General features: G+C 37.3%; 1 pseudogene. It reads left to right on the top strand.

Going from position 1 to position 244, the window contains the following annotated elements:
* Nucleotides 1-244, top strand: a pseudogene (locus SB689_RS23940) (kinase); the annotation flags it as partial.

Below are 244 nucleotides of genomic sequence, written 5' to 3'. Positions count from 1 at the left end.
CACCCATGTTTCGTAATCAACAGTATCCATTAAGACTTGATCAGTCAGAATTAGGTGACTGGTTGAGTTATTTTCAGATTGCCATTAATATCAGTAGAGGAGTAAAAAAACTACATCAGATGGGCCTTGCTCATTCCGATCTGTCTTATAATAATATCTTGGTGGATCCGGTGACAAAATCAGCCTGTATTATTGATATAGATGGGCTTGTTGTTCCAAAACTATTTCCTCCTGAAGTAATAGG

The sequence above is a fragment of the Chryseobacterium sp. SIMBA_038 genome, assembly GCF_046535115.1.
Taxonomy (GTDB): domain Bacteria; phylum Bacteroidota; class Bacteroidia; order Flavobacteriales; family Weeksellaceae; genus Chryseobacterium.
The sequence above is the reverse complement of the archived record's forward strand: the minus strand, read 5'-3'. Positions and strand labels throughout refer to the sequence as shown.